The organism is Saccharothrix sp. DSM 118769, assembly GCF_052936295.1.
Genome location: NZ_CP193627.1, coordinates 1,971,578 through 1,992,698, shown reverse-complemented (window position 1 = coordinate 1,992,698; position 21,121 = coordinate 1,971,578). Strand labels below are relative to the sequence as shown.

Genomic DNA, 21,121 nt, shown 5'->3' with positions numbered 1-21,121 from the left:
GAACGGCGCGAGCACGGCGGCCATCGTGCAGGCGGCGTCCACGCTCCAGAACGGCGGCGTGATCCTGATGCACGACGGCTACCAGACGACGCTCAACGCCGTCCCGCAGATCGCCGCGAACCTGGCGAGCCGCGGCCTGTGCGCGGGCATGATCTCCCCGTCGACCGGCCGCGCCGTCGCGCCCACCGACAACCCGGGTGGTCCCACGACCACCACGACCACGCAGCCGGGCGGCGGCTCCTGCACCGCCACCTACCGGACGTCCCAGCAGTGGGGCGACCGCTTCAACGGCGAGGTGACCGTGCGGGCGGGCTCGTCGGCGATCAGCAGCTGGACCGCCACCGTCTCGGTGACGTCGCCGCAGCGGGTGACGGCCACCTGGAGCGGCACGCCCAGCTGGGACGCGAGCGGCAACGTGATGACGGTGAAGCCCAGCGGCAACGGCAACCTCGCGGCCGGCGCGAGCACGACGTTCGGCTTCACCGTGATGGCCAACGGCCAGTGGGCGGCCCCGACCGTCTCCTGCGCCACCCCGTGAGGCCGCACCCCGTGGGGTGAGCCCCGCGAGGTGAGCCCCGCGAGACCCCCGACCCGCCGCGCTGTCCCGGTCGACGAGGACCGGTCAGCGCGGCGGGTCGGCCCGTCCCGGCCCCGCGAACCCCAGCCCTTCCGACCCCGGCCCCTCCAACCCCGGCCCCTCCGACCCGGCCCTGCGAACCTCAGCCCCTCGAACTGCAGCCCGGCGGCGCCGCCCACGCGGACGTGCTCGGCGGCGGAGACCTCCCCCGCCGAGGCGGCCTCGCCGAACGCGCCGGGGACGAGCCCCGCGGCCTGCTTCACGGACTCGACGGCCGGCCCGTGGGTCGGCCGGAACGCCGCCGCGAGCCGGCCGCCGAAGGTCTCCCCCTCGCCGGCGAGCACGCGCATCGCGCCCACCAGGTCGACGGGTTCCAGGGACACGTCGTCGCCCATCACCGGCCCCCTTCCGCCAGTCGCCGGTCCAGCTGGTGCAGGAACGGGTCGAACTCCACGTCGAACCCCTCCGGTGTCGCGCCCGGGTCCAGGAACGGGCGGGTGATGCCGAACGCCTGCCGCCGGCGTGGCCGCCATGTCCTTGCTGCCCAGCAGGCGGGTGCCGCTGTCGCGGTACTGGACGAACTCGCCGGCCGGGTAGTCGTCGCCCCGGTTGCGCACCTCGACCCGCTCCGGGTCCAGCACCACCGACACGTTCCCGTTGACCTGCCCGAACTCGCCCGGCAGGCCGCTGTTGAGCAGGTCGTAGTCGATGGACAGGCCGCCCGGGTCGGCCGCGCGCACCTCGAAGCTGTTGGGGACGTAGCCGTGGCCGACCCCGATCTCCCGGACGTCGACCACGATGTCGTCGACGGCCCACCCGCCCTCGATGGTGCTGGGCTGCACGGTGAGGCCGACCTCCCCGGTGCGGGTGTCCCAGGCGACCGCGAACCGGTGGCTCGCGTTCGGGTCGGTCGTGGGTCCCCGGTCGTCGCCGTGGCCGCCGCCGACCCGCCCGGCGCCGTCGACGGCGGCCAGCGCGCCGGCCGGTTCAGGCCAAAGGTGATCTTCACTCGGTCGGGTGAGAGACTGCGGTCACCACCGGAGTCAGGGGACGGCCATGCACCCACAGTCGATGAACGTGCTGCACATGCACCAGAAGGTCACCTTGATGGTGAACCGCTACGAGGTCTTCGCCGACAACGGCGGCGAGCCGGGTCACCTCGTGGCGTTCGTCGAGCAGAAGCGGATGGCCTTCAAGGAGCAGGTGACGATCTTCACCGACTCCGGCAAGGGGCAGGTGCTGGCGGGCTTCCGCGCGCGCAAGGTCATCGACCTGGGCAGCGGCTACGACGTGACCGACGGCGACGGCCGGTCCATCGGCTCGTTCCGCAAGGACTTCGGCAAGTCCCTGACCAACTCCACCTGGCACCTGGACCAGCCGGGCGCGCCGACGGCCACCGGGCGGGAGCGCAACGCGGGCATCGCGATCCTGCGCCGGGTGTGGGGCTTCCTGCCGTTCGTCAACAACGTCCCGTTCCCGTTCCGCTTCCACTTCGACTTCGCCCGCGGCGGGCAGCCGGTGTTCAGCGTGGAGAAGAAGACCTGGGTGCGCGACCACTACCTGATCACGATCGCCGACCCGCACGTGGACCGCCGCCTGGTGATCGCGCAGGCCGTCGCCGTGGACGCGCTCCAGTCGAGGTGAGCCGGGCCCGGCCCGCTACCGCGCCACGCGGCCCACGCGGAACTCGTTGCCGTGGTAGCAGGCCAGGACCGCGTCCATCATGGCGTTGCAGAACCGCCGGTAGGCGCTCTCGGTGACCAGGGTCTTGAACCAGGTCCACCGGTCCACCCGGGTCAGCGCCATCAGCGGCGGCACCGGGAAGTTCTGGCACGCCAGGAACGCCACCCTGGTGCCCCGGCCGTCGGCGGTGCGGGTGAACGAGGTGTACCCGTCGTCGCACACCGCCGAGCCGTTCGGGCTGTGCACGGTGAGCATCCACACCCGCTGCTCGTCGGGGCCGTAGTCGACCTTCTCCAGCTTGTAGACGTCGAGGTCGTCCTTGCCGAAGTACGCGGCGTAGTTCGGCTGCGGCAGGGCGACCACGCGCACGCCCTGGTGCACGGACCGGCCCTGCCCGTCCCGCGCCACCACGCGGGTCGTGACGCCGAGGGAGTCCCGGTAGAACCGCCCGACGTGGCTGATGTCGACCCGGGAGGTGAAGTCCTCGAACGGCACGTCGAACGTGCGCTCGCCGTAGAACAGCACGGTGTCGCCCTGGTGCACCCAGCGCATCCCGCGCCGGTCGAGCGGCACCTGCGCGAGCTGCCGCTCGACGTCCTCCAGCTGCGGGATGATCTTCTCGTAGTCGGCCTCGTGGTACAGCCCGAGGTCGATGTCGAAGGACGGCTCCACCCGGTCCACCGTGGGCTTGGCGAAGACGATCCGCGTCGCGCGGGCGACGGCCGAGAGCACTGAAGGCACGGTGCCGGGACCTTTCGTGAGTGGGTGTCAGGACAGGTCGTCGGAGGGCGCGCGGCCACCCACGACCTCGGGCAGGCGTTCCCCGACCGGCGGCGCGGGACGCCGCCCGGAACCCGGGAACCACCAGTTCCAGCGGCCCATGAGCTGCATGCTCGCGGGCACCAGGACGCCGCGGACCACCGTGGCGTCGATCAGCACGGCGAACGCCAGGCCCACGCCGAGCTGCTTGAGCGGCGTCACGTCCGAGAGCGCGAACCCGAAGAACACCGCGATCATGATGGCCGCGGCGCTGCTGATCACGCGGCCGGTGCGCGCCACGCCGTCGATGATCGAGGCGGTGTTGTCGCGCGTCTCCGCGTACCGCTCGGCGATCCGGGAGATGAGGATGACCTCGTAGTCCGTGGACAGCGCGATGACGATGGCGACGATGGTGATGGGCACGATCGGGTGCAGGTCGGCGGGGTCGGACCAGCCGATCAGCGACGCGCCCAGCTCGGTGGTCGACAGCAGCAGCAGGCCGCCGGTGCTCGCGCCCAGCGACACCACCACGAGCAGGACCGCCTTGATCGGCAGCACGATCGACCGCATGGCGACCACGAGCAGCAGCAGCACCAGCCCGAGCAGCACGGCCAGCATCAGCGGCAGGCTCGCGAACAGCGCGTCGGTGGCGTCGACGCGCATGGCGGTCTCGCCGCCCACGTCGTAGGAGACGCCGTCGAGCCGCCCGCGCAGGTCGCCGTCGCGCAGGCTGCGCACGAGGTCGTGGGTGCGGTCGTCGGACGGGCTGTGCTCGGTCGCGACGCTCACCCGGTAGACGTCCGGGCGGTCCAGCGCGACGGGCACGGCCGCGCGCACCCCCGGCGCGTCCGACAGCACCTGCGCCACCCGCTCGGCCTGGGTGCGCGCCGTCCCGGCGGTCGCCCGCACGACGACCTCCACGGGCGAGATCACGCCCGCCCCGTAGGCGTCGGCGGCGGTCTCGGTCGCCTGCCGCACCTGCGAGTCCGGCGGCATCGCGCTCGCGGACGGCAGGTCGACCCGGTCGGCCAGGTCCAGCGCGGGCACGCAGAACAACGCCAGCAGCACGGTCGCGCCGACCAGCCAGCGGCCGGGCCGGTCGGTCACCCGCTTGCCCCAGCGGGCCCAGGAACCGGACAGCTCGGCGTCCACGACCACGGCCCCGCCGGACTCGACCAGCCGCTGCCGGTCCTTCTTGCGCAGGATGCGCAGGCCCAGCATCCGCAGCACGATCGGGGCGCCGAAGAGGGCGGCCACGATCGCCGCCACCGTCACCAGGATCATGCCGAGCCCCGCGGTGCGGATCGCCCGCGAGTCGACCAGGAACATGGTCGCCTCGGCCACCACGACGGTGAGCCCGGACCAGGCGATGGCCGTGCCGGTGGTGCGCATGGCGTTCCGGATGGCGTCGTCCACGCCCACCCCGCGCAGCACCGACTCGCGCACCCGCTGCACGAGGAACATCGCGTAGTCGACGGCGAGCGCGAGGCCCACCATCGACGCCGCGTTCGTCACGTACTCCGAGAACGGGATGCCGTACGCCAGCGCGCCCGCCGCGCCCAGCCCGCCGACCAGCGCGGACAGGCCGATGACGAGCGGTACGACGGTCGCCCACAGCGCGCCGAAGGTGAGCAGCAGGACGACCAGGACGATGGGCAGGCCCACCTGCTCGGCCCGCAACAGGTCGCTGCGGGAGAGCTGGACCAGCTCCTCGCGGTGGGCGCCGTAGCCGCCGAGGAACACCTCGCCGCCCTCGGCGGTCAGCCCGGCGTCGAGCAGCTCGTTCGCCACGTCGATCGAGCCGTCCACGCCGCCCTCGGCGGAGATGCCCAGGACCGCGATCGGCCCGGACCCCGCCGCGGGCGGCGGCAGCGGCAGCGGCGCGACCTCGCGGACCCCCTCGGTGGCCGAGATGGCCGAGGTGATCGGCTCCAGCGCCGCCGCGCCGCCCTCCGCCGGCCGGCCGGTCACCACCACGAACAGCGACGGCACGCCGTTGGCGCCCAGCTCGCGCGCCACCGCCTCGGCCTGGCTGGACCCCGACGCCTCGCCGCCGGGCACGGCGCGGCCCTCCAGCCCGAGGGCGAAGAACCCGCCGACGACGGCCAGCAGCACCCAGCCGACCAGGACGAGCTTGCTGTTCCGGAAGAGGAAGTCGGTGAGGCGGTCCAACGGGACTCCTGGTTCGGGCGGGCGGTTTCGCTGGTGCCGTGCGGTCCGCTAGCGGGGGCGGACCTTGGTGCGCGCCCGCGGTTGCCGCTGCGGGCGCGCGGGCGGGGCCGCCGGCGCCGGTGGTTCCTTCGCCGCCGCCGGCGGGCTGATCAGCGTGCTGTGGTGGAAGCCGAGCCGGGGATCGCTCCACCAGCGCAGGCCGTTGTCGAACTCCTGCAGCTCCGGCATGCGCACCCGGAGCCGGACGGTGTTCTCCGGGTAGTCGTACACGGTGATCTGGTTGAGCCCCCGGTTGGCGGTGAACAGCAGGGACTGGTCGGCGGAGAGCTGGCAGGCGTACACCGAGTCCACCATCGCACCCCGGGCCACCCGCAGCGCGCGCAGGTAGTGGTGGCTCTGCGTGAGGGCGGAGCCGCGGCTGAAGGTGTCCACGAGGGTGCGCGCCACCTGGCGGCCCGCGCGCAGCTGCGCCCGCAGGTTCGGCCGCTCGTCGAGCACCCGGAACGACGTGAAGCTCGCCAGGTCGATCATGACGATGGTGCCGCTGGCGCCGTTGCAGTAGATCAGCTCGCGGTCGGAGATGCACACGTCCGAGTTGATGTGCGCGGGCGTGTCGTGACCGGCCGACCAGTGCCGCAGCACCTGGCCGGTCTCCGCGTCGATCTCGAACGCGTACTCCTTGAACTGGGCGATGCTCCACTCGTGCCAGTCGCGCCCGTCCTGCGGCCGGACCCGGAACGACAGCGCGTAGAAGCGGTCCTCGGAGGGGTGGGCGACGACGTGCCAGCAGGTCGCGGGCAGCTCCACCCGGCGCGCGGTGCGGGTGTGCAGGTCGAAGATGCCGACCTCGCACGCCTCACCGCGCCCGGGGTGGTCCATGCCGCCGTAGACCAGGTACCGCCCCGACGCCGTGGTCTTCATGGCGTGCGGGAGCTTCACCCCGTGGTCGCCCAGCCGCTCGGCCTTGTCCAGCCGCTGGAGGTCGGTCATCCACAGGCCGTCGCCCATGGCGGCGACGGCCTGCGTGTCGTTGATCCAGGCGACGTGCGTGCTGCCCTTGATGGACGAGTCGGTCGGCTCGAACCGGAGGGTGGAGATCCGCTGGACCTCCTCGGCCGTCGCGGTGTCGTAGAACATCAGGTGCTGGCCGGTGCTGCCGAGGAAGCCGACCCGCCGGTCCGGGCTCACGCTGACCGCGTGGCCGCCCGCCATCCCGTCGTAGTACTCGACGTCGTAGGCGTACCGACCGGTCGCGGGGTCGTACCGGAAGATGCAGACCCCGGCCCGTCCCTCCAACCCGTTGAGGCCGTTGCCGTCGAGAGCGATGTGGAACGCGTACGGGTACTCCATCAGGACCCCTCCTCTCTCGTCGCCGGTGGGAGTCGCTCAGCGGCGCTTCTTCGCCCGGCGGCTGCGGTTTCGCAGGAAGAGGGCGGTGGCGGCGGCGGCGGCCAGGGCGCCGACGACGCGCTTGGACGACCCCTTGCCCCGGTTGGGGCGGCCGATCCCGATCTCCTGGCCCTCGTAGCGGGAGATGATGTTGTCGACCGTGTCGTTCCAGAAGTTCATGTACGCGGACTCGGTGAGCATGGTGCGGAACCACACCCAGCGGTCCAGCCGCAGGGCCACCATGACGCGCGGGCGCGGGAACGCCTGGCGGGCCACGAACACGATGTCGGTGCCGCCGCCCGCGGCGCGGCGGAAGCCGAGGTAGCCGTCGTCGGCCGAGGTGGACGCGTTGGGGCTGCACACGGTCCGCATCCAGTTGCGGACCTCGTCCTTCTCGTAGGTCATGTGCTCCAGCTTGTAGACGTCCAGCTCGTCCTTGCCGAGGAACGCCGTGTAGCGCGGCTGGGCCAGCGCGGCGATCCGCTCGACCTGGAGCGTCGGCCGGCCGGCCGCGTCGCGCTGGAGGACCTGGGTGTTGATGCCCAGCACGTCCCGGAAGCAGTCGCCGACGCGGCTGACGTCCACGCGGGAGACGAACTCGTCGTAGTCCATCTCGAAGTGGCGGATGCCGTAGAACAGCACCGCGTCGTCCTCGTGGATCCAGCGGACGCCGTCGCCGTTGAGCGGCACGTCCTCCAGCAGCTTCTGCCAGCGCTCGGCGGAGTCGGTGTCGTAGTGGAACTCCGGCGAGCGGAACTCGTCCAGGTTCAGCTTCACCGGCAGCCGCTTGCGCGACAGCGTGGACGGGGCCAGCGAGATCTGGCCGGCGCGGAACAGCTGCCCGGGCGACAGGTCGGTCAGCAGCTTGCCCTCGGGCACCGTGTTCGGCGCGGCGTGGGCGTGGTAGAGGTCGCGGGCGTTGCCCATGGTCTCACTCCTCCTGGGGTTGGTCGGTCAGACGCCGGCGACGGCCTGGGGCCGGCGGATCTCGCGTTGCGGGACGACGGTGCCCTCGGGGAACTGCACGGCGTCGCCGAAGAGGCCGAGCAGGATCAGCTGCACGACGTCGGTCAGCACGCGCTCGGCGACCGGCTCGACGATGCTGGCCAGCGACGGCACGCCGAAGTCGAAGTCGGCGATGAGCGCCGTCTTCACGCCCTCGGGCGTGGGTTCGAGCACCCAGCCGCCGTGGAACTCGTCGAAGTCGCCGTCGGTCTGGTTGAAGTCGAGCCGCAGTTCGTCGCGGCGGAACCAGTCGTCCTCGGTCCACTGGAGCAGGCCGTTGCGGAACTCGACGACCCAGTGGCTGCGGGCGGTGCCGTCGCCCGGCCGGTCCATCTCGACCGAGCGGACGACGTCCACCAGTTCGGCGTAGTGGCGGAAGTCCGCCAGGGTGTCGAAGACGGTGCCGGCGTCGACACCGCGGACGAGGGCGTGGATCTCTACGTGGCGCACGTCAGCTTGCTCCTGTGGAATCGGCGGTGGGGTAGCGCGCCGAGAGCTCGGCGCAGGCGCCGTCGAACGCGGAGACCAGGAAGTCGACGTCGTCGTCGGTCATCACCGCGGGCGGCGTGAACCGGAGCACGGCACCGGCGTTGAGCGAGTAGTTCACGATCAGGTGGCGGTCGACCATCTCGGCCAGCAGCGCGCCGGCCAGGCCGGGGCCGCGCATGTCGACGCCGATGAGCAGGCCGACGCCGCGGACCTCGCGGACCAGGTGCGGGCAGCGCCGGTCGACGACCTCCCGCATGGCGGTGATCAGCACGTCGCCCAGCACGGCCGCGCGCCGGACCAGCCCGTCCTGCTCGACGGCCTCCACGGCGGCGCGGGCGGCGGCCATCGCGATGGGCGCGCCGGAGAACGTCGACGTGTGGATGAACGGGTCCTTGGCGAACGCCTTGAACACCGAGGGCGTGGCGACCATCGCCGACACCGGGACGATCCCGCCGGACAGGCCCTTGCCCACCAGCATGATGTCCGGCGTCACGCCCTCGCGGTCCGCGCCCCACCACGTGCCGAGCCGGCCCATGCCGGTCTGGATCTCGTCGAGGACCATCAGCGCGCCGTGCTGGTCGCAGATGGCCCGAACGTCGCGCAGGTAGCCCTCGGGCGGCACGACCACGCCGCCCTCGCCCTGGATCGGCTCCAGCACGACGCACGCCTCCGGCCCGGTCGCCAGCTCGGCGGCGAGGGCGTCGGCGTCGCCGAACGGCACGTGGCTGGTGTCGGGCAGCAGCGGGCGGAACGGGTCCTGGTACAGGTCGTTGGCGGTGACGGAGAGCGCGCCGAGCGTCTTGCCGTGGTAGCCGTTGGTCGTGGAGACCAGGCGGCGCCTGCCCAGCGTGCGGGCGAGCTTGATCGCGGCCTCGGTGGCCTCGGTGCCGGAACCCGCGAAGTGCACGTGCGCGAGCCCGTCCGGCAGGACCCGGCCCAGCGCCTCGGCGGCCCGGGCGGCCTCCGGCTCCAGCAGGATGCGGGAGGCGATCGGGTTGGACCTGATCTGCCGGATGACGGCCTCTTCGACGTGCGGGTGCCGGGCGCCGTGGATGAAGACGCCGTAGCCGCCCGCGTTGAGGTAGCGCCCGCCGTCCGAGGTCTCGATCCACGCGCCGCGCGAGGCCACCTCCATCTGCGTGCCGAAGACCTCGGAGATCTTGGCCCGGCCGCGCGAGAGGTGGCGGCGGTAGAGGTCGAGGACCCCCTGGTAGTCGAGCCCCTGCTCGACGGTGGCTGTCACGGTTGCTCCTCCGGTCTTCAGTCGATGACGACCGGACGGCCGGCGAACCACCCGAGGAGGGCGTCGGCCGAGCTGTTCCGGGACGGTGGGTGGAAGCCGATCGCGTGCACGGCGGCGGACAGGTAGGCGACCTCGGACGAGCCGACGTACGCCATGCCGCCCAGCAGCTCGACCGCCTTCGCCGCGGTGGACCGGACGGTGTCGGCGACGGTGAACCGGGTGATCAGGGCGCGGGCCAGGCCGTCGTTGCCGCCGTCGCCGTCGTCGAGGTTGCGGGCCGCGCCGTCGAGCGCCAGGGCCGCGCCCTCGACGGCCATGCCGAGCCCGAGGCGCTCGTGCGCGGAGCCCTTGCCGGCGAGCAGGACCCGTTCGACGAGGTTCATCGCGACGCCGAGGTAGCAGGCGGTCACCAGCAGCTCGAACCAGACGAAGCCGAGCGTCTGGAGGTCGTCCAGCTCGCCGTCCAGGCCGGTCCGCAGCTCGACGATGAGGTCCGGGTGGACCTCGACGTCCTCCAGGACGACCGAGTCGGACTCCGCGCCGGCCAGCGCGAACGACCCCCAGAAGGGGGTGACGGTGATGCCGGGCGCGGCGGCGGGGATCAGCGCGATGCCCGTCCGGGTGCCCTCCTCCGGGTGCTCCAGCAGGACGCTCGCGGTGAGCAGGTCCATCGACCGCGACAGGCTGCACGGCTGCTTGCGGCCGCTGACCCGCCAGTTCGCGCCGTCCCAGACGCCCTTCATGGTCGGCGCGAGGATGCTCGACGAGGTGCGGCCCTCGGCGAACCCGGACGCCATGAGCCGCTGGTCGCGGGCCACGCCGTCGAGCAGCATCCACTCCAGGCCGGTGCTGGACCCGGCCAGCGCGACCAGGCTGGCCACCGAGAACTGGTGCATCGTGGTGGCGACCGCCAGCGACGGCGAGCGCGCGCCGATCGCGCGGGTGACCCGGACGGCGTCCACCGCGGTCGCGCCGCCGCCGCCGTGCACGGTGGGGATGAGCAGCCCCGCGCCGCCGGCCGAGCGGTACAGGCCGACGCCGGGGCCGCCCGGCGCCTCCAGCTCCGCGAACGGGATGGACGCGAGCTTGCCGTCCAGGCCGGGCAGGTAGCGGTCGCAGGTCTCGCGCTCGGTGCTCAGCAGCCTCATCGCCCGACCTCCGCCGACGCCGCCGACTCGAACACCGCGACGCGCGGCTGCACGCCCTCGGCGATGCTGATGCCCTGCAGGTGCGACGTGCGCAGCAGCGGGTAGTTCAGCTCGCCGAACGGGCCGCCGGTCAGGCCGGTGCCGCCGTGCGTCGACAGGCACGGCACGAAGCCGATGTGCGAGTCGTTGACCTTGAGCAGGCCACCGTTGGTCACCCGGGCCGCCACCGCCTCGATCACGTCGGGGTCGGTCGCCCACAGCGAGTTGCGCAGGCCGTACTTGTTGCCGTTCAGGAAGGTGATCACCTCGTCGAGCAGGGTGCCGTCGTCGGCCGACGGCACGACGACCGGGAGCAGCGGGAAGAACGTCTCCTCGCGGACCGCCGCCAGGTCGCGCGCCCCGGCGAGGCCGTCGACGCGCAGCACGGTGGGCGCGAGGAACGGGCCGGTCTCGGACACGGCGCCGTCCAGCTCGACGCGGTGGCCGCCGGTGACGACGGTCGCGCCCGCGGCGGTGGCCTCGTTGAGGTAGTTGAAGTAGTCGTCGGTCCGCATGACCGGCGACAGCAGCACCTCGGGGTCCTCCGGGTAGCCCGGCCGGATCTTCGCGGCGAGGCTGGCCAGCCGCGCCAGCAGCCGGTCGGCGACCTCGGGGTGCACGACGGCGTACTTGGGCACCATGCAGATCTGCCCGGAGCCGAAGAAGCTCTCGGTGAGCGCCTCGGCGGCCAGGTCGAGGTCGGCGTCCTTCCAGACCACGCAGCCGTCGTTGCCGGCCAGCTCCAGCACGGGCTTCTTGCCGCGCGCCACGGCGTCCTGGCCGAGCTGGATGCCGCGCTCGCTGCCGCCGAAGAAGAAGATGTCGTCGACCAGCGGGCTCTCCAGCCACTGGTTCATGATCTTGTTGGGCATCCCGCAGACGAGGCTGAGCGTGCCGGGGGGCGCGCCGAGCTCGTCCAGGATCGGGGCGACGATCTCGCGCCACACGAACATCACGCCGTAGGGCGAGCTGCGCGGCGCCTTCACGACCAGCGAGTTGCCCGCGACCAGGGCGGGGACGCCGAGGACCGAGTTGGACGCGGCCGCGTTCTGCGGCGGGCTGAGCACCACGACGCCGTCGGGCTTGCGCACCAGCACCAGTCGGCGCGGGCCGATCCGGTGCTCCTCGCGCATCTGCCTGCGCCACAGGTCGAGCGTCTCCGGCGCGGTGCCCTGGAGGACACCGGCGATCTCCCACTCGGCCAGCCGGCGCGGGTGCCCCTCGGCGACCAGGACGTCGACGAACTCCTCGCGCCGCCGCAGCACCTCCTCGTGCACCCGCTCGCCGAGCCGCATGCGGGTCTCCAGCGGGAACGCGCCCCACGCCGGCGCGGCCTCCTTGGCGCGCACGAGGGCTTCCTGGAGGTGGGCGTCGCTCGTCAGCGCACAGCGGGCCGCGATGGCGGGGTGCGAGTCGCCGTCGTCGCGCTTGCCCCGTTCGAGTTCCCGCTTCACCTTCAGGTTCGGCAGGAAGTCGTCCAGGAGCGCGGACGCCCGGACCGTGTAGACCCAGGATTCGGAGGGAACATCTGCACCGGCAATATAGGACCCGTATGAACGCATGACAAAGAGACCCCCATCCGGTAGCGCCACTCCACAAACGTAAGACCAGCCTGCCGGTCGAGCGGGCGGTCCTTCAATTGGACTTTGGTCCAATTCGGGTGGCGACAGTGTCGAAAAACATCGGCACCGCGGCGGTCCGCGGCGCGCGACAGGGCGCGCGGCACCGGCCGGTCATATTCACCGACGGAACCGCGAACCTACTGAAGAATTAAACAGCGAAGCCGGTCAGGCGGACTCACCGTGCCTGAGCGGTGACGCACCGGAAATGGACGAGGAGACCGGCGGCACCCCGTCACCGGTCATCTGGAACACCAGCGACACGAGCCCGGCCTGCAACCGCGACTCGACGACGAGCTTGGCCATCACCTGGGCGACGTGCGCCTTCACCGTGCGCTCGGAGACGGCCAGCCGGTTCGCGATCGTGCGGTTGGAGGCGCCCACGCCGAGCAGCAGCAGCACCTCGCGCTCGCGGGTCGAGAGCAGGGCGACCCGGTCCAGCAGGGAGCGCCACGTCGCCGAACCGCTCCACAAGGCCAGGTCAGGGGACGCGACGGGGAACGTTCCCCGGCCGGCGGGCCGGGCCCGGAACGGCAGTACCGAGACCGGCGCGAGGTCCGGGTGCGCCCCGGCCGGGTGGTCGTGCACTTCGTTGCTCACGTTGAGCCTTCCATCTTCAGCAACACGCGGCGGGGGGTTGCGGAACACCCGCAGGCCGCGGCGGCGCGGTCGGCGGGTCCCTGGACGGCTGCCCGGACATTCACCCCCGGGCACGGAAAATCGACACTGCTCATCCGACCCGACACGGGTCCACCGGACAATGGTGGCCGCACTGCCACCGCCCGAGATCGCTCAGGGTCACCGGACGGATACGGGCGCGGGGGTCACCGGACCGCCAGTCGAGACGATCCGGCCGAACCGACCAGCCGAGTCGCGCCCCATATCCGCAGATACCCAAAAAACATCGACCTCCAGGTCCGTACCACACCAAGACCGCTGCGGGCAGCGGTGACGTCAGTTTCCGGAAAGTCCGCGGACAACCGGTCGGTGCATCTTTCTCGACGGCCGACCCGCTCGTCAACGAACGTTCCGGCAACGCGATCGGCGGCGATTCCCACCCCAACGGGTGACAGGACGCCAAACCGACGTTGTCGGATTCGCCCACTCGGAGCACTTCCGGCCCGGAGGGGCGTCCTTCCCCTTGACGCCCCGCCCGCGCCGCCGTTCCGCCGGTCGGACCGGGACTTCGGCTCCCCGCACGGATCGGCACCCGAACGGACGACCCCGACAAACCGGACGTCGGGCGTCATGCCACCCCGTGTGGGAACCGCACACCAGAACCAGAGCGCGCGGCACGTCCGCTGATACACCGAACCCAGGTGAGACGTGCGCCACAGCATCGCTCACCTGGGCCTTCTGGCGCGGGGCGACATAGCTGGAAGTTGCGCAACTTTCGAGACCGTCCGCGGATGGCCCGCCCCGACGTGCACCGTCGCCGAGCACGGGCGAAAACCTTGCTTGATCGACTCCGACCAGCGAAGGACGGGCGTTTCAATACGCAGAGTCATCGGTCAGGTTCATTGACGTGACACCGCGATGCGGCCTATCGTTTCCACAGAGTTCCCGAAAGTTTACTTTAACAACCGAAAGTTTCGGCGACCGTCCCCGCAGACCCCCGCCAAGAAGCGGGCGGTGCCCGCCAACCCGGCAGTGGCTCAGGAGGACGCACGAGATGTCCCAGCTCGTCTTGTTCGCGGTCGACATCTGCGCAGTGGTGTTGCTCGTGTTCGGTCTCTACTTCCCCCGGCACCGCCGGCGCGACCTGGTCGTCGCCTACCTGGGCGTGAACATCGGCGTCCTCGCCGTGGCGAGCGCGCTGAGCACGAGCGAGGTGGGCGCGGGGCTCGGCCTGGGGATGGCGCTGTTCGGCGTGCTGTCGATCATCCGGCTGCGCTCGACCGAGCTCGACCAGCACGAGGTCGCGTACTACTTCTCCGCCCTCGCCCTGGGTCTCCTCGGCGCGCTGAGCACCAGCTCGCCGTGGCTCAACGGCGGCCTGATGGGCCTCATCCTCGCGGTGATGTTCCTCGGCGACCACCGGCGGCTGTTCCGCGACTACCGGCACCAGGTCCTGGTCCTCGACTCGGCCGTCACCGACCAGGTCGCGCTCGTCGCCCAACTGGAGCAGCTGCTCGACGCACGGGTGCACACCGCCACCGTGCAGCGGCTCGACCTGGTCAACGAGACCACCGTCGTCGACGTCCGGTACGCGGTGACCACGCGCGGCCTGGTCACCGCGACCGGCGCGCCCGCCCGGACGGGGGTGCGCCGGTGACCACGACGTCCCTCGCCCACGCCCTGGCCCGGCCGGCCCCGGTCGGGCTGGCCGAGCTGATCGACCGCGCCGCCCTCCAGACGAGGGTCGACCGGAAGTACGTCGTCCCGGAGGACGCGCTGCCCCGCCTGCTGGCGGAGCTGGCGCCGGGCACCAGGGTGCTGGAGGTCGACGGCCGGCGCACGTTCCACTACGAGTCGGTGTACTTCGACACCCCGCGCCTGACCAGCTACCACTGCGCGGCGTACCGCAGGCGGCGGCGATTCAAGGTGCGCACCCGCACGTACCTCGACTCCGCCCAGTGCTGGCTGGAGGTCAAGATCAGCGGGGCGCGGGGCAGCATCACCAAGCACCGGCTGCCGTACCACCCGCGCGACTGCGGCACCGTGCACCCGGGGCGGGACTTCGTCGAGGAGACCCTCGCCCGCGAGTCGATCGGCCCCACCACCGGCAGCCCGCTCGACCCGGTCCTGGTCACCGACTACCGCCGCGCCACGCTGCTCCTGCCGGACGCCGCCGGCCGGGTCACCATCGACACCGACCTGAGCTGGCGGGACGCCGACTCGGAACTGCGCCTGCGCGGCCTCGCCGTCGTCGAGACCAAGTCCCCGTCCGCCGCCACCCAGGTCGACCGGGTGCTGTGGCAGCGCGGGGTGCGCCCCGTCCGCATCTCCAAGTACGCCACCGGTCTGGCGGCCCTCCGCCTCGACCTGCCGGACGCGCCCTGGCGGCGGACCCTGCGCCGCCACTTCCGCGACACCGCGCCCGCCCTCGCCCTCTCCCACCGTCCCGAACAGGAGGCATCGTGCGCTTGACCACCCGCAGCAACGGAGCCGCGGCGACCCACCGCACCACCGGGGTCGCGGTCGCCGCCGTGCTCCTCACCGCGTTGCTGGTGCCGCTGTCGGCGGGCGCCGAGCCGGCCGCACCGCAGGCGGCCCCCGCGAACACCGCCGCCGCCGACACCGCGGCGGCCGAGGCGGCGGCGGACGACCTGGTCGGGGACATCACGTTCTCCGTGCCCAGCGGCACCTTCCAGGGCCAGGTGTCGGTGTCGCTGGGCACCGCGATCACCGGGGCCCAGGTCCGCTACACCACCGACGGCAGGCTGCCGACCGCGCAGTCCGCGGTGTACCCGGGCACGCCGCTGACGTTCACCCGCACGACCCAGCTGCGCGCGCAGGCGTTCGTCGGGCAGACGGCGTCCGGCGCGCCCGGCACGGCCATGTACACCGCCCGCGCCGCCGCCACGACCGCCCACGACCTGCCGGTGGTCGTGATCGACTCCTACGGCGCGGGCAAGCCCCAGCGGGAGTACTTCGACGCCGCCACCACGATCTTCCAGCCCGCCCCCGGCGGGACGACGTCGCTGGCCGCGACCCCGGCGGTCGCCACCCGCGCCGGCTTCAAGCTGCGCGGGCAGTCGTCGGCGTCGTTCGAGAAGGCGCCGTACCGGGTGGAGTTCCGGGACAACGCGGACGACGACGCGGACTACCCGGTGCTGGGGATGCCCGCCGACTCCGACTGGGTGCTGCGCGGGCCGTTCACCGACAAGGCGCTGGTCCGGGACGCCCTCGTCTACGACCTCGGGCGGGAGATGGGGCTCAAGGCGCCCCGGTACGCGTTCGCGGAGTTCTACCTCAACACCGACGCCACGCCGGTGGGCGCCGAGGACTACATGGGCGTCTACATGCTCGTCGAGACGATCAAGAACTCCAAGGACCGGCTCGACCTCAAGAAGCTCAAGGAGGACGACACCACGCTGCCGCGCATCTCGGGCGGGTACATCTTCAAGTTCGAGTGGATGGCCGCCGAGGAGCCGACGCTGCCGTGCACCGGGCCCGCGGCCACCTGCTGGAACTACCTGGAGGTCATCGACCCCGACCCGCTGCAACCCGCCCAGCGCGACTGGTTGCGCGGCCACGTCCAGGAGTTCCACGACGTGCTGCGGGCGTCGAACTTCGCCGACCCGGTCACCGGCTACCGGAAGTACATCGACGTCGGCTCGTTCGTCGACCACCTCATCCTCAACGAGCTGAGCCGCAGCATGGACGCCTACATCCGCAGCGCCCACTTCCACAAGGACCGCGACGGCAAGATCGTCGCCGGGCCGCTGTGGGACTTCGACCTCACCTTCGGCGTGGGCGGGTTCTTCCAGAACGACCAGGTCGCGGGCTGGCAGCACCAGCAGACCCGGCAGCCGGTGGCCAACGACTGGGTCCCCCAGCTGCTGCGCGACCCGGCGTTCGTCGACCAGGTCAAGTCGCGCTGGCAGTCCCTGCGCCGCGGCCCGCTCTCGGACGCCTCCGTGCAGAGCAGGGTCGACACCCTCACCAGGCCGCTGACCAACGGCGCGCAGCGCAACTTCCAGCGCTGGCCCAACCTCTCCTCCGCCACGGTCGGCTTCTTCCGGACCCCGACCGCCCCCACGTGGCAGGGCCAGGTCCAGGCCATGCGGGACTGGATGCAGCGGCGCAGCGCCTGGCTGGACTCGACCGCCGGCTGGGGCGGCCCGACCAGCACCACCACCAGCACCAGCACGACGACGACCACCACCACCACCACGACGACCACGACCACCACTCCCCCGCCCGGTCCGGCCCGCTGCACGGCGGCGTACCTGGTGACCAACAGGTGGTCCGGCGGGTTCCAGGGCGAGGTGCGGGTGACCGCGGGCAGCACGGCGATCACCAACTGGACCGTGTCCTGGACCGCGCCCGCCGGGGAGACGATCACCCAGGCGTGGAACGCGACCCTCACCACCCAGGGGACGACGGTCACCGCGCGCAACGCCTCGCACAACGGCGCGGTCGCGGCCGGCGGCACCACCTCGTTCGGGTTCCTCGGCTCCACCACCGGGACGCCCGGGGCCCCCACCCTGTCCTGCGTGGTCGGCTGATCAGCCCCGGGCGCGGCGCGGTGGCCACGCGCCGCCGCGCCGCACCCGGGAAATCCGGTAAAACGCGCGTCGTGCGGGCAAGTCGCAGCGCGTGCGAAGTCGGTCTTGTAGGCTGCCGCCTTCACCGCAACGCTGATCACCAGTGAGGTGTCCGTGGCTCAGAAAGTGCTCGTCCAGCTCATCGACGACCTCGACGGCACCCCGGCCGAGGACGGACAGACGGTGTCCTTCGGCCTCGACGGCGTCTCCTACGAGATCGACCTCCGCCCGCAGAACGCCGACCGGCTCCGCGACGCCCTGGCCGACTTCGTCGCCGGGGCGCGGAAGTTGGGCGGTCGCCCGAAGCGGGCGGTCGCCGGGGCACCGGTCCGCCGCCCCGGTTCGGAGGCCAGGAACAAGGAGCAGACCAAGGCGATCCGCGAGTGGGCGCGGAAGAACGGCCACGACCTGGCCGACCGCGGCCGCATCCCGGCCGGTGTCATCGACGCGTTCGAGGCGGCCCACCGGAGCTGACGCGCGTCAGGTGAACGCGACCGCGACGGCCAGGCCGCCCTCCCGCCTCGGCGTCGCAGTGACCCGCGCGCCGTGCGCGGTCGCGATCGCCCGCACGATCGACAACCCGAGCCCCGGGCCGTGCCCGGTCCTGGCCCGCCCGGCCCGGTGGAAGGGCTGGAACAGCCGTTCCACCTCGTCCCCCGGCACGACCGGGCCGGTGTTGGTCACCGTCAGCGCGCCCGCGCCGCACGACACCTCGACCCACCCGCCGGGCACGTTGTGCCGGACCGCGTTGTCCACCAGGTTCGCGACGAGCCGCTCGGCGAGCGCGCGGTGCCCGGACACGGGGCACGGCCCGACCGACACCCGCAGCACCACGTCCGCCGGCGGGCGCGCGTCGACCACCTCGGTCACCACCTCGGCGAGGTCGAACGGGTGCCGGACGTCGAGGCCCGCCTGACCCCGGGCCAGGGTGAGCATGGCCTCGATCAGCCGCTCCTGCTGCGCGCCCGCGGCGAGGACCCGTTCGTGCGCCGCGCGCAGGGACCCCACCGTCGCGTCGGGGTCGTCCAGCGCCACCTGGCCGATGGCGCGCTGCCGGGCGAGCGGGGTGCGCAGCTCGTGCGACGCGGTGGCCACGAACCGGCGCTGCGCCCCGAACGACGCCTCCAGCCGGCCGAGCAGCTCGTCGACCGTGTCGCCCAGCTCCTTCAGCTCGTCGTCCGGGCCGGCCAGGGCGAGCCGCCGGTGCAGGTTGGTCGCCGAGATCTCCCGCGCGGCCGCGGTGACCGCGCGGAGCCTGCGCAGCACGCGGCCCGCCACCCACCAGCTGAGCGCGAGGACGAGCACCACCATCATGGCGAGCGCGACCCCGGACTGGACCAGGAGCTGGTCGAGCACGTCCCGGCGCTGCGCGGCCAGCGCCTCCTCCGCCTGGAGGACGACCTGCTCGGCCTCGACCGGGGGCAGCGGCCCGCGCTCGCCGGGCAGCCGGGGGTGGAACAGCCGCACGTCGCCCGTCGGCGTCACCGCGTGCCGCACCAGGAAGTACGTGACCGCCAGCGCCGCCGCGCCGCAGAGCAGGAACAGCGCGCCGTAGAGCAGGGTCAGCCGCAGCCGCACGGTCCGGCGCATCAGACCCGGTACCCGCTGCGCGCGACGGTCTCGACCACGGGCGGGTCGCCGAGCTTGGCGCGCAGCCTGCTGACCGTGATCTTCACGGCGTTGGTGAACGGGTCGGCCGCCTCGTCCCACACCCGTTCCAGCAGCTCCTCCGCCGACACCACCCGCCCGCCCGCGGCCAGCAGCAGTTCGAGCACGCCGAACTCCTTCGGCGCCAGCTCCAGCAGCCGGTCGCCGCGGGTCGCCCGGCGGCGCGCGGTGTCGACCACCAGGTCGCCGCTGCGCAGCACCGGCGGCACGGCCGGGTGCGCCCGCCTCGCCAGCGCCACCACCCGCGCCACGAGCGCCCGGAAGTCGAACGGCTTGGGCAGGTAGTCGTCCGCGCCGAGGCCGAGCCCGTCGACCAGGTCCTCGGTGGTGGCCGCCGCGGTCAGCATCAGGACCCGGCTGCGGCGGCCGGCCGCGATCAGCTCGGCGCACACGTCGTCGCCGTGCGTGCCGGGCAGGTCCCGGTCCAGCACGACCACGTCGTAGTCGGTGCACAGCGCCCGTTCCAGCCCGCTGGTCCCGTCCAGCGCCACGTCGACCGCCATGCGCGCCCGCCGCAGCCCGGTCGCCACCGCGTGGGCCGTCTCCTCGTCGTCCTCGACCACCAGAACCCGCACGCGCGCCAGTATCGCCGGCCGCCGGTTTCGCCGGCGTCTCGTCGCGACCGATACCCCGCCGACACCGCCCGCCGCGTAGAACTCGCCCCCTGCCCACGACCTGAGGGGGAACTCCCGTGACACGCAGATGGCGCCCGATCACCGCCGCCGTGCTGGCCGCCGTGACCGCGCTCGCCGGCGCGGTGGACGGCACCGCGGACACCTCGTCGGCCGAACGGCCACCGGCCTGCACCAGCCCCACGCCGGGGCCGCGACCACCGACGCCGACACCGCCCACGGCCACCACGGTCGGCCAGGTGTACCGGTGCGTCTTCGACAACCACTACAGCGGCCCGGTGCTCGACAGCCGCGCGCTGCTCGTGCCCGCGTTCGCCGCGCTCACGCAGGAGCTGCAACGCCGCGGCCTCGACCGGCCCGACGCCACCCTGCCCGCCCTCACCGGCCGGCGGGACGCGGACTGGACCGCGTTCGCGAAGGTGTACCGGCGGATCGCGGACGCGCTGCCGGACGACGACGCCCGCGCGGCGATCGCCACCGCCGCGATCCGGGCCGTGGTGGACGCGCTGGACGACAACCACGCGCGGTGGGTCGGCGGGTTCACCCCCAACCCCTACGGCCTGTCCCTGTCCGTGCTCGTCGGCCCCGGCGACGTCGATCCGGTGGCGGGCGACCCGGCCCACGTCACCGACATCGCCCCCGGCAGCCCCGCCGACACCGCCGGCCTCCGGCCGGGTGACGAGGTCCAGGCCGTCAACGGCGTGCCGCTGTTCGTGAACGGCGTCCTCACCGGCGGCGCGCTGGCGTGGCTCACCCGGGCCGAGGTCGGCTCGACGGCCACGATCACCGCGCGCCGCCCCGCCACCGGCGAGGTGCTCACCGCGACCGTGACCGCCACGCCCTACCCGTTCCCGCCGCGGGAGGTCCGGGCGCGGCTCGTCGACGGCGACGTCGCCCACGTGACGCTGCCGGGCTTCGCCCCGGAGCTGGTCGACCGGGTGCTCGCGGCCGTCGCCGAGCTGCGCGCGACGACCGCGCTGCGCGGCGTGGTCCTGGACCTGCGGGGCAACGGGGGCGGCAGCCCGGTGGCCGTCGCCAGGATGCTCGGCGCGCTCGCGCACGGCAGGACCACCAGCTACTGGTGCGACGTGAAGGGCCGCTGCGCGCCCAACCGCACCGACGACTCGGTGGAGCTGCTGGGCGTGCCGTTCGTCGCGCTCACCGACCGGCGCTGCGCGTCGGCGTGCGACTCGTTCGCCGCCGCGGTCAAGGACCTGGGGCTGGGCGCGCTGGTCGGCACGCGCACCGCGGGCGCGGTCTCCGGCCCCGCCCAGCCGTACCTGCTGGACAACGGGACGGTCCTGGCCCTGCCGAAGCTGCACGAGATCGGCGCGGACAGGGAGGTCGTGGACACCGTCGGCGTCGCGCCCGACCACCACGCGCCCCTCACCGCGGCCGACCTGTCCGCCGGCCGCGACCCGGGCCTGGACAAGGCGGTGTCCCTGCTGTGACCGCCACCGGGTGCGGCACCGCGGAGTGGTGCCG

Annotated in this window: 18 protein-coding genes; 7 read left to right on the top strand and 11 right to left on the bottom strand. The window is 72.9% G+C overall.

Translation table 11 applies throughout. The annotated features are described in order from the left end of the window. The first annotated feature begins 67 nt into the window (after positions 1–67). Together ACRAKJ_RS09485 and ACRAKJ_RS09480 are read left to right on the top strand one after the other, a co-directional pair. Positions 68–538, top strand: coding sequence for a cellulose binding domain-containing protein (locus ACRAKJ_RS09485; RefSeq protein WP_447009095.1), 471 nt, complete (start codon positions 68–70; stop codon positions 536–538). A 1,095-nt stretch (positions 539–1,633) separates the two neighbouring features. Further along, positions 1,634–2,221 (top strand): hypothetical protein, encoded by a 588-nt coding sequence (locus ACRAKJ_RS09480; RefSeq protein ID WP_438921874.1) that lies wholly within the window; start codon positions 1,634–1,636, stop codon positions 2,219–2,221. Positions 2,222–2,236: 15 nt separating this feature from the next. On the opposite strand, the gene ACRAKJ_RS09475 is transcribed toward ACRAKJ_RS09480, so the two are convergent. The 9 genes from ACRAKJ_RS09475 to ACRAKJ_RS09435 form a co-directional block, all read right to left on the bottom strand. After that, on the bottom strand, positions 2,237–3,001 hold the full coding sequence (locus ACRAKJ_RS09475) for a hypothetical protein (protein WP_438921875.1): 765 nt from the start codon (positions 2,999–3,001) through the stop codon (positions 2,237–2,239). 27 nt (positions 3,002–3,028) lie between these two features. Continuing rightward, positions 3,029–5,191 carry an MMPL family transporter gene (locus ACRAKJ_RS09470; RefSeq protein ID WP_438921876.1) on the bottom strand — a complete coding sequence of 721 codons (2,163 nt, stop codon included), beginning with the start codon at positions 5,189–5,191 and terminating at the stop codon, positions 3,029–3,031. A gap of 48 nt (positions 5,192–5,239) precedes the next feature. Further along, on the bottom strand, positions 5,240–6,541 hold the full coding sequence (locus ACRAKJ_RS09465) for a hypothetical protein (RefSeq protein WP_438921877.1): 1,302 nt from the start codon (positions 6,539–6,541) through the stop codon (positions 5,240–5,242). Positions 6,542–6,577: 36 nt separating this feature from the next. Then, positions 6,578–7,507: a hypothetical protein gene (locus ACRAKJ_RS09460; RefSeq protein WP_438921878.1), complete on the bottom strand. Its 930-nt coding sequence runs from the start codon at positions 7,505–7,507 to the stop codon at positions 6,578–6,580. Between the two features lie 27 nt (positions 7,508–7,534). Next, positions 7,535–8,035 (bottom strand): SRPBCC family protein, encoded by a 501-nt coding sequence (locus ACRAKJ_RS09455; protein ID WP_438921879.1) that lies wholly within the window; start codon positions 8,033–8,035, stop codon positions 7,535–7,537. A gap of 1 nt (position 8,036) precedes the next feature. Continuing rightward, a complete protein-coding gene (locus ACRAKJ_RS09450; RefSeq protein WP_438921880.1) occupies positions 8,037–9,317 on the bottom strand; it encodes an aminotransferase class III-fold pyridoxal phosphate-dependent enzyme in 1,281 nt (426 codons plus the stop codon). Positions 9,318–9,334: 17 nt separating this feature from the next. Beyond that, complete coding sequence (locus ACRAKJ_RS09445) at positions 9,335–10,465, bottom strand: acyl-CoA dehydrogenase family protein (protein WP_438921881.1); 1,131 nt, start codon at positions 10,463–10,465, stop codon at positions 9,335–9,337. Continuing rightward, on the bottom strand, positions 10,462–12,066 hold the full coding sequence (locus ACRAKJ_RS09440; protein WP_438921882.1) for an aldehyde dehydrogenase family protein: 1,605 nt from the start codon (positions 12,064–12,066) through the stop codon (positions 10,462–10,464). The genes ACRAKJ_RS09445 and ACRAKJ_RS09440 overlap by 4 nt, the downstream gene beginning before the upstream one ends. A 225-nt stretch (positions 12,067–12,291) precedes the next feature. Further along, positions 12,292–12,723: a LuxR C-terminal-related transcriptional regulator gene (locus tag ACRAKJ_RS09435; RefSeq protein WP_438921883.1), complete on the bottom strand. Its 432-nt coding sequence runs from the start codon at positions 12,721–12,723 to the stop codon at positions 12,292–12,294. Positions 12,724–13,795: 1,072 nt separating this feature from the next. On the opposite strand from ACRAKJ_RS09435, the gene ACRAKJ_RS09430 reads away from it, so the two are divergent. From ACRAKJ_RS09430 to ACRAKJ_RS09415, 4 genes are all read left to right on the top strand, one after another. Continuing rightward, a complete protein-coding gene (locus ACRAKJ_RS09430; RefSeq protein ID WP_438921884.1) occupies positions 13,796–14,398 on the top strand; it encodes a DUF4956 domain-containing protein in 603 nt (200 codons plus the stop codon). Continuing rightward, a complete protein-coding gene (locus tag ACRAKJ_RS09425) occupies positions 14,395–15,213 on the top strand; it encodes a polyphosphate polymerase domain-containing protein (RefSeq protein WP_438921885.1) in 819 nt (272 codons plus the stop codon). Before ACRAKJ_RS09430 ends, ACRAKJ_RS09425 begins: the two co-directional genes overlap by 4 nt. Further along, positions 15,204–17,297: a CotH kinase family protein gene (locus ACRAKJ_RS09420; RefSeq protein ID WP_438921886.1), complete on the top strand. Its 2,094-nt coding sequence runs from the start codon at positions 15,204–15,206 to the stop codon at positions 17,295–17,297. The genes ACRAKJ_RS09425 and ACRAKJ_RS09420 overlap by 10 nt, the downstream gene beginning before the upstream one ends. Positions 17,298–17,450: 153 nt before the next feature. Further along, positions 17,451–17,810, top strand: a complete 360-nt coding sequence (locus ACRAKJ_RS09415) for an Lsr2 dimerization domain-containing protein (protein WP_438921887.1) — start codon at positions 17,451–17,453, stop codon at positions 17,808–17,810. Positions 17,811–17,816: 6 nt separating this feature from the next. Here ACRAKJ_RS09415 and ACRAKJ_RS09410 read toward each other — a convergent pair whose 3' ends face one another. Both ACRAKJ_RS09410 and ACRAKJ_RS09405 read right to left on the bottom strand, forming a co-directional pair. Continuing rightward, positions 17,817–18,926, bottom strand: a complete 1,110-nt coding sequence (locus ACRAKJ_RS09410) for an ATP-binding protein (RefSeq protein ID WP_438921888.1) — start codon at positions 18,924–18,926, stop codon at positions 17,817–17,819. Continuing rightward, on the bottom strand, positions 18,926–19,579 hold the full coding sequence (locus ACRAKJ_RS09405) for a response regulator (RefSeq protein ID WP_438921889.1): 654 nt from the start codon (positions 19,577–19,579) through the stop codon (positions 18,926–18,928). Before ACRAKJ_RS09405 ends, ACRAKJ_RS09410 begins: the two co-directional genes overlap by 1 nt. Positions 19,580–19,695: 116 nt before the next feature. Between ACRAKJ_RS09405 and ACRAKJ_RS09400 the strand changes: the two genes are divergently transcribed. Then, positions 19,696–21,087, top strand: a complete 1,392-nt coding sequence (locus ACRAKJ_RS09400; RefSeq protein ID WP_438921890.1) for a S41 family peptidase — start codon at positions 19,696–19,698, stop codon at positions 21,085–21,087. Positions 21,088–21,121 lie beyond the last annotated feature (34 nt).